At 39.6% G+C, this 8,630-nt stretch carries 1 protein-coding gene; it reads left to right on the forward strand.

What is annotated here, in order from left to right; all coding sequences use genetic code 11:
- The first annotated feature begins 120 nt into the window (after positions 1–120).
- Positions 121–8,562, forward strand: a complete 8,442-nt coding sequence (locus GKC53_06435) for an autotransporter domain-containing protein (GenBank protein QRN41722.1) — start codon at positions 121–123, stop codon at positions 8,560–8,562.
- Positions 8,563–8,630: the final 68 nt, after the last annotated feature.

Below are 8,630 nucleotides of genomic sequence, written 5' to 3' on the forward strand. Positions count from 1 at the left end.
GTATCCTTTGAGGACGTTATTTCGCATAGTAGAATTGATCACAATAGTTAAGACGTAAGTAGTTAAGACATAGTTAATTTTATGATTTCAATATAATTCTAAAGAAGAGGGTGAAAACATATGAAAATTAGACAGAAGCAACTAGTTTTATCGTTGGTCTCATTATTTGGTGCTGTTTCCTTGACGAATGCGGATGGAGTGCAATATCGGGTTGCCCATGCTAGTGAACCGGTAATAGAAGAGAACCCGGTATTTGTGCCACAGGCTGTTGAACCTGAACTGGAGGTGAGTGAAGAATTAGCATGCGTGGAGGATGAAGAGACTTGTCAACAAACTTATTATCCTCTGTACTTAAATTTATTATTAGCCGCAGCAGATTTGGCTTTGGGCATAGGTAGTGACACTAGATATGATCCTAAAATTGAATATTCAAATCAGATTGATGATGTGAATAAGAGAGAAACCAATTTTACTTATAATCCAGCTGATTTTGTGGCATCACCTGTTTCGAATTCAGTTCCTCTTTCTCTAACAGGGCCTCTAAGTTTGGGTCCTGCCACAGTTTCGTTGGCACCTTCTGCTTATCTATCAATGATAGTACCATCTGTGATGTCTTCTAATGCTTCTTTGGCACCACTATTTGCGCCATTATTATCTTCATTGGCGCCTTTTAATTTGAGTGCTTCATTGTCAGTTGAGCCGTTATTGTCTTCAATAACGCCATTGGTCACTTCTTCGACTTCTGGTTTTTTAAATCCTTCACAACCATCCTCTGGTCCTTCCAATTCGCTTTTAACACCATTAACATCATCATCTTTACCATTGTTTAGTTTATCAACAGTGCCATTGGCTGGCCCCTCATCATCATCAGGTACATCTTTGATGTCATTGTTGGCACCATCATTAACTTCTTCATCATTACCATCAATGCCATTTTCAAGCTCTTTGTCAGTTAGTGGGCCATTGCTATTCCCATCAACAATTTTACCTTCGTACATGTTGACCATTTCTTTAGCTCCATTGAATTCATCGATAGTTGCGCCTTCTTTATTACCATATAGTTTATCGATAGCTCCCTTAAATATCTCGATGATTCCTTTATATTCATTGTCGTCAGCGCCTTTAAGTGTGCCATCGTCATCTTTATCTATATTGGGACCCTCATCATTGTCACCAAGCTCATCTGCAGTTGGGTTGCCATTGTTGAGTTCTTCTTTACCAGTGCTTTCTAGCTCTTCAGCACCGAGTGCTTTACCAAGCCTTTCGTTAGGATCTGGTTTGCAATCTTTGACAAATTCTGGGTTAAGTATATCTTCAGCACCATTAGCTTTATCGGTGGCGCCTTTATCATCAATACCGCCATCTAGCTTATCGATGGATCCTTCTAAATCTTTGTCATCGTTGGGGTGGTATTCTGTATCGGCACCATTGTATTCATTATTGAGTCCTCTGGGCTCCTCACTAGTAGCGCCGAGTTTGTTTCCCTTAATTTCATCTGGAACATTATTAGCAAGTTTGAGTATACCATTGAGCAGCTCTTTATCGGGACCTTCGTTTTTACCAATATCATTATTATCTTCTGTACCACCATTTAGCTTATCAATGGATCCATCACAGTCAGTGACTTCAGGTCCTCTTTATTCGTCGTTAAGTTCCTCATCAACTGCATTATTACCATTTTTAACGTCATTAGCAGCTCCTGTGGTAATGTCATCATCAGGTCCTGTGGGGTCATTATTATCAAGTTTATTTTTATTGGCAACACTACCAATCTGGGGACCATTCTGGGCTAGTTCTTCCTTGCCAGGTTTAAGTTCATTGCCTTTTTCATTACCGAGTGGATCATCAGGACTTCCAGTAGCATTATCTGGGCTATCGTCCAAATCTTTAGGTTTGGGTGTTCCTTCTTTGGTTCCGATGTTGTCTTCTTCTGGTGGTCCTTTGTTATCGGTGTCTCTTGGTATACCTTCAAGTTTAAGTGCATTACCTACCATTTCATTATTGTTCCCATCTGTTAGTACTGCCTTAAGTGGGGTTTTCATGCCATCAGTTTATTTAAGTACTGTAAGTGGTTCTTGGATGTCTGCGGCATTAAGTTCAATTCCCTCTGTTGCTGTATTGTCATTGACACCTTCACTATTGTTTAGTGCTTCATCTTTATTAACTTTAGGATTACTATCAGGAAGTTTAGGTTTCCCTGCTGTTGGATTAAGTTCAGGTTCTTCATTGATAGCGCCTTTAATTTTTAGTAGTTCTTTATCTGTTGGTGGTAGTTCTATACCATTATTTATGTCTTCTAGTGTGCCGGTTTCATTGTTAGGGTTGATCTCACTACCAACATTATTATCTGGATTAAGTTTTGGTGGCGTTCCAATGCTCTTGTCATCAGCATTAGGGCAGGTGTCTAGTTTAGTTTTATCTTATACGGGGTCATTTTTATCTTCTTCGTTTGCCACTTCTGCGGGAGCAAGTATAGCTACTAATATTACATCATCTTCGTATCCTTTGATAGGATCTTTTGTGTTTGTATTTGGCGCTATATCAGGTGGGTTTATCGTAGTTCCTGCAATAGCACTGTCAATGGCTCCAGTTATTTCGACAGCGCCTTCCATTTGGGGTGGTGGTATTTCTACTTTTCTTGGTGGTTTGTCATCAGTTTTATCAGTTCCATTTTTATCAGGCTCTGTTCCTTCTTTGAGTTCAGCACCTATATTTGCGCCGGTAGGTTCTTCTTTGTCACTTTCAAGTGTGCCCTTTTTATCCTCAGGTCTCCCGTTATCTTTATCTGGTTGGGCAGCAACATCAATAGGAATAGTAGGTTCTACCTCACTTATTATTGCTTCAGCGTGGTTTCCAATTGCAGGTGGTTTATCATTAGGTTTTTCATCAATGCCTTGGATTTGGTATTTTGTTTATATGACTATTGGCGGGGTAGTATGGATTTCGGCTATTCTTACAGGAGATGGATCTTCTCTTTTTAGTTCGAGTTCTGGTTCATTTTTGGCACCTTTGTCATCTTCGATAAGTACGGCTATATCTAGCATTAGTGTGCCATTATCATCTAGTTCATCTTTATTGGCGCCATTGGAGTCTTCGTTACTTCCATTAGTGTCCTCTAATCCAGTCACTAGTGGTAGTTTTTCTATACTTGCGCCTAGTAGTTTAGGTATGTTGTCCAGTGTGTTACCGTCACTTACGGGATTTATAGCAAGTTCTACGGCTAGTACCATATCTTCGAGTTCCGCATTATTAGGGGGGCTATCTGCTATCCCTTCTTCATTGATATCAACTTTCCTAGTGTCATCCACATTTTCATTGCCAAGTCTTGGTAGTTTATCTTTCAGTTCCGCTTTCTTGAGTTCGATAAGCCCATTGTTACCAGTGTTTTCATCAGCTTTAGGAAGTGCAACTTCAATATTTGGCTTAAGTTCAATACCTGCATCTGTGAGTGTGAGTTTATTTCCTAGTGTGTCTTCAGTACCGTTAGGTTCAAGCTCTGCTGTTAATTATATTTTATCAAGCACTAGCTCTGTGTTAAATAGTGTATTGAATATAGTAGGTGTTACATCATCTAGTTTGGGAGTATCTTCTATTGTTCCTAGCTCTTTGAGCTTTCCTTTGAGTACATTAGTAGAATCTTCTCTGGGAAGTTTATTGAGTACTTCTTTGGTGTCATTGACTTCTTTAAATGTATTAACGACTTTGTTATCTAGCATTAGTTTTTTAAATTCTTTATCAAGTGGAACAGTTAGTTTAACAGGAGGTATATCTGGTGCCTCATCTGTTGTTTCTGGACTGGTTTCCTCAGGTACATTTTTGCCTTCTTCATCTTCTGCTTCTGCATCAGAAATTCCATCTAGTCTTGCAGTTCTTCCGGGCTTATCAATTGCGACTAGTGGCTCAATTTCATTGTTGAGCTCTTTCTTACCATCATCATGGCTGACATCTGCAGGATCCATTCCAGGAAGCCTATCTATGGGTGCAGCTGTTGCTGGAGCCGTAGGTGTTTATTATTTGTCTACTTATGGATCTATTTTCTTTATATTAACTGCTCCTATTGTATCTTCTTCAGGTTTAATCTGGCCTGTATATATGCTTGGTAGTGCATCTTTTCCGGTGGCATTTCCATCATCATGGTCTGTGAGCGTGTATTCTGCAGAGTCTGTTTTAGAAGGTATTTTTTCTCTTTCATCAATTCCATCATCTTGGAATCCATTTTCTAATGGTTCTTCCATGACGGCACCTTCAGCATCTTTGATGACCAGCCTAACGACTCTAATGACATCTTTTTCAGGGGTTCCTTTAGGCTTGTTAAGTTCATCTAGTACCTTACCAACTTCTGGATTGGTAGGACTTTATGTTACTGTATCAGGATTGTCATTGGGATATGTTTCAAATATAGGTGCGTCGTTGAGTGCGGTACCTATCGGGACATCATCGGGTGTGACATTTGGTCCGATTGCTATTTCTAGTGTGACCGGAGGGGTATTGGCTTCATCGTTGACAGTTTTATTTAGTATAGGATCAGCATCGTTTATACCATTTTCGTTAACTGCATTGGGAGGTGTTTTATCTTCGGTGATGGTAGCTTTCCCAGCCCTTTCATCATCCACTGGTTTGTTTTCATTGTCTTCTGGTATATTGAGTATCCCAACTGCATTATTAAGCGTACCATTCGCTACTATGGGTTCTAGTATTAGTTTGGTTCCTGTTGTTTCAGGTTCGATCCCAACTTCTTTGCTTGGAATCTCTTCATCAGTCACTAGTATTTCTTCATCAGTGGGAAATTCAATAACATTATCTCTTTTGGGAAGTACTTCTGTGTCTTACTCATTATCATCTTTGAGTAATTTTAGTTCTTTGTTGTTATTACCATCTCTGTCTGCATTCCCATCATCTTTCAGTGGTTTGGTATCATTGATCCCTAGCTGGGCAAGCTCATCGGTAACTGGATCTTTGGGTAATATTTCTTCTAGTCTATCCATCCTAAATATTAGCTGGTCGGTACCTTCCTCTTTGGTTGTTCCATCGTCTGTAGTTCCGTCATCGATTTCGTCTGGTCTATCTTTACCTTTATTGTCAATATCAAACCCACTAACAGCTTTATCAACATTTCCACTATCAAGTATAATTGGACCGATTAGTTCTGGATTACCTAGTTATTTATCTGGCCTATCATTATTCAGTTTGGGATCTTCGTTATCAGCGCCTTTGGCAAGTAATCCGTCATCAGCACCGAGTAGTAATCCTAGTTCTAATCCAAGTAGTGCGCCATTTAGTAATCCAAGTTTGGCACCATTTAGTAATCCAAGTTTGGCACCAATATCTAATCCGTTATTATCATGGTTTAGTAACCCAAGTGTCGCACCTAGTGTATCACCGCCAAGCTCATTATCTACTAATCCATCTAGTATGAATCCAAGTAGTAATCCAAGTACGGCGTCAATTAGTAATCCAAGCTTGAATCCAAGTAGTGCACCGTTTAGTAATCCTGCACTTTCATGGTTGAGTAATCCAAGCAGTGCACCATTGAGTAATCCAAGTAGTGCGCCATCTAGTAATCCAAGTTTAGCGCCGTCATTTAATCCGTTGACATCAGGGTCAGTGAATCCATCTTTAATGACACCGAGTACCAATCCAAGCACGGCGTCAATTAGTAACCCGAGCTTGAACCCAAGTAGTGCACCATTGTCTAATCCATCAATGGCACCATTGAGTAATCCAAGTAGTATGCCATTGAGTAACCCATTGAGTGCACCATTGAGTAATCCTTCACTTGCACCGATTAGTAATCCGAGCAGTGGGGCACCATCTACATGGTCATTACCTAGTAGTAATCCAAGTAGTGCATCGATTAGTAATCCAAGTATTAATCCGATCAGTGCACCGTCTAGTAATCCAAGTAGTGCACCGATTAGTAATCCAAGTTTGGCGCCATTTAGCAATCCAAGTAGTGCACCGATTAGTAATCCAAGTTTAGCGCCGTTTAGTAATCCATTGATTTCATCATTAACTAATCCTTCGAGCCAATTACCAAGTAGTAATCCTTTGGCTTCAAGTAGTAATCCAAGTTTGAATCCGAGTAGTGCACCGTTATCTAACCCATTACTATCATCGTCAAGCAATCCAAGTAGTGCACCATTATTTAATCCATTGCTATCATTGTTTAGTAATCCAAGTTTGGCACCGTTCAGCAATCCGATCAGTTCCTCAAGTAATCCATTGTTGTGGCCATCAAGTGGACCATTGAGTATTTCAAGCAATCCATTATCAAGTTCGATTAGTAATCCGGTGTCATTGTCATCTAATCCACTTAGTACTTCGATTCCATCAAGTATTAGTAATCCATCTTCTTGGTCTAATTTGTCTTCGGCGTTACCAAGTGCACCATCGGCGATAGTAGCAGGCCCTGCAATGTCATCTAAGTTCTCTGGGGTTGGTAATAAGAAAGCGAATAGAGCGAGTTACTACATACCGGGTTATGACTTTACTGAGACTAAGAAAGACTTTGAATTTAGGAATGTAGTGACGTTTGGTGATTCATTGTCAGATACCGGTTCGGCAGGACGTGGTGGTATTTATATGGCAGATGGTAATCCATTTAGTTTCTATAATAGTTATTTAGGGATTTACTTGACTGGAAAGTTTAATGCACCAAGAAGTCAAAATGGTACTAATTATGCGGTTTCAGGGGCATTGGTTAAATGGGCTTCGAGTGTATTACAGTTATTAGGAGATCCGATAGCGGTTATGCGTTCTAAGATGTCACAGCAAATAGAATACTACCTACAAGATAATAAACAAATTGCCAACTCTAAAGACGTGTTTGTATTGTGGGGAGGTGGTAATGATATGACCGGAGATATTATGCAAGCGGCAATGCCATGGAACTGGGATAAAATCTTAACTTCGGCAGGTGGTTATTTAGATAACAAGCCAAAAGTTTTAGGAGGTTATGCTCAGTTACTGGCAGATAAAGGTGCAAAAAATATCTTTATGTTAGGGTTACCGGATCCGGGTTTATCACCATTCTCCGGAGCAGCAATAGTTGGTGCTACCGTAGGTTCGTTGGGTATGTTCATGGATGGTACACCATTGGAGTTCTTAAATCCGGGTAATTGGGTATTGGGTGCAATGGATAGTTATTTACGAAACAATAACAATTTGGTGGGTACACCGGTTGGTAATGCAGATGAATATGTTATAGATAACTATGCAAGGATGTATAACCACTTTATGCCATTGATTCCGAAAGAGTTATGGCGTTGGGTGATAGTGATTCCATCACAATTACAACGTAACTTGGTGCTTCGTTGGAATAGAGATTTACAAGAACGTTTAATGGATGTGAATGGTAATATAGTTTATGCTGATATTTACCGCTTATATGAAGAAGTACAAAACGATCCATATACCTATGGTTTTACTAACATTCTAGTAGCACAATGTAGCTTAGGTAAAGAGTCTACGATATGTGATGCGGGGGATGATTATTATCATGGAGATGATGGACAAGTGTATATGTATACTGACTGGCATCACCCAAGCCCACAAATGAATCAAATCATAGCGGAATACTTGTTGAGTATCTTCAATGCACCGGGTTATGTATCTGGTTTATCTAGAGTTTCGGAGGTAAACGAGAGTGTACGTAATAACTTCATGAAGAATGAGATGAAGTATATGAGGTTTGATACAAGAGAAGTAGGTGAGTTTAGAACGTTTGCAAGTATATTAACGGGGATAGATAAGAACAGTCGATCATTAAGTTCAAGGAATTTATCGACCCAAGGTATAGGAGCAGGGTTTGCGTACAGAGCCTCTGAAGGTTTAGATGTAGGAGCCTCATTATCGTTGATGTATGGAGATAAACATCCAAGTAATCAATTGAAGTATAAAGACAGTGCACAAGCATTGACGGCATTTATGCAATATAAAGATGCGAGTGGTTTGTGGGCAAATGGGCAAGTTTATACGGGTTGGGAGCAAATGTCTGATATCAAACGTTCGATGCAGTTTCTAAAACACATTAGAACGGAGAAAGGCGCAACGAAGGGTAAGGTATCAGGGTTTGGTGCTTCCGTGGGATATGACGTGCAAATATCGGAATTAGGTTGCGATGAATGTTCTACGACTTGGTATGCCACCCCTTACATTGAAGGTAGTGTGACTAAATTCAAGGTTAAGGGATATGAAGAAGAGGGTAATAGTTCTACGGCGATGGAATTTAATGAACAAAAACGCACAAATAAATTAGGTACGTTAGGTGTTCAATTTAGTAGTCGTTCGCCGAAGTTAAATACTAACCTAGACATAGCATATACGAAGAACTTTGACTATGAAGAGTTTGAAGCAGAGGGGCGTTTAAAGAACTTTGCTAAAAACTTCCATCGTTCAGGTAAAGGTATTGCAAAAGAAAGGAAAGGTTGGTTATCGATTACACCAAGCGTTGAGTACAAGATCAATGATGAAGTATCGGTATATGGTAATGTGAATTATAACTATGGTAATAGTAAGTTTACACAACTAAATGGTACTTTAGGTATTAGGAGTAAATTCTAAACCAATTTGATAGACTCGAATATCAACAGCTCCGTAAGGGGCTGTTTTTTTATTGTGTCGAGGCCAAG

It is taken from the genome of Neisseriaceae bacterium, from assembly GCA_016864895.1.
Taxonomy (GTDB): domain Bacteria; phylum Pseudomonadota; class Gammaproteobacteria; order Burkholderiales; family Neisseriaceae; genus QFNR01.

Excerpts from the sequence above, each read along its gene's own strand:
- GKC53_06435 (QRN41722.1), top strand. The coding sequence starts at position 121 with ATGAAAATTAGACAGAAGCAACTAGTTTTATCGTTGGTCTCATTATTT.